The organism is Aquabacterium sp. A08 (genome assembly GCF_011742065.1).
In genome coordinates this window covers 1-250 of record NZ_JAAQQT010000004.1, presented here as the reverse complement: position 1 = coordinate 250, position 250 = coordinate 1, and the positions used below count along the sequence as shown (strand labels likewise).

At 72.4% G+C, this 250-nt stretch carries 1 pseudogene; it reads right to left on the bottom strand.

The window, feature by feature from the left end:
* Positions 1-250 (bottom strand): annotated as a pseudogene (locus tag HA630_RS00030) (N-(5'-phosphoribosyl)anthranilate isomerase); the annotation flags it as partial.

The following is a 250-nucleotide window of genomic DNA, read 5'->3' as shown; positions in this document are numbered from 1 at the left end:
GGGCGTCCAGCAGCAGGGCCTGGGCGTGGCGGTGATCTGCCGCATATTTTAGGAGATCGAAGTTGCGCGCGCCATCGCCCAGGGGCACGCGGGCCGCGCGCAGGTAGGGGCGGCCCTGGGCCAGAGCGTCGCACTGCGCGGGGGTTTCGTCGCCATGGAACTGCAGCAGGGCGTGGGGCACGGCCTGCAGGCCGGCCTGCACCTCGGCCGCGCTGGCGTTGACGAACAGCAGCACCGGGGTGACGAAGGG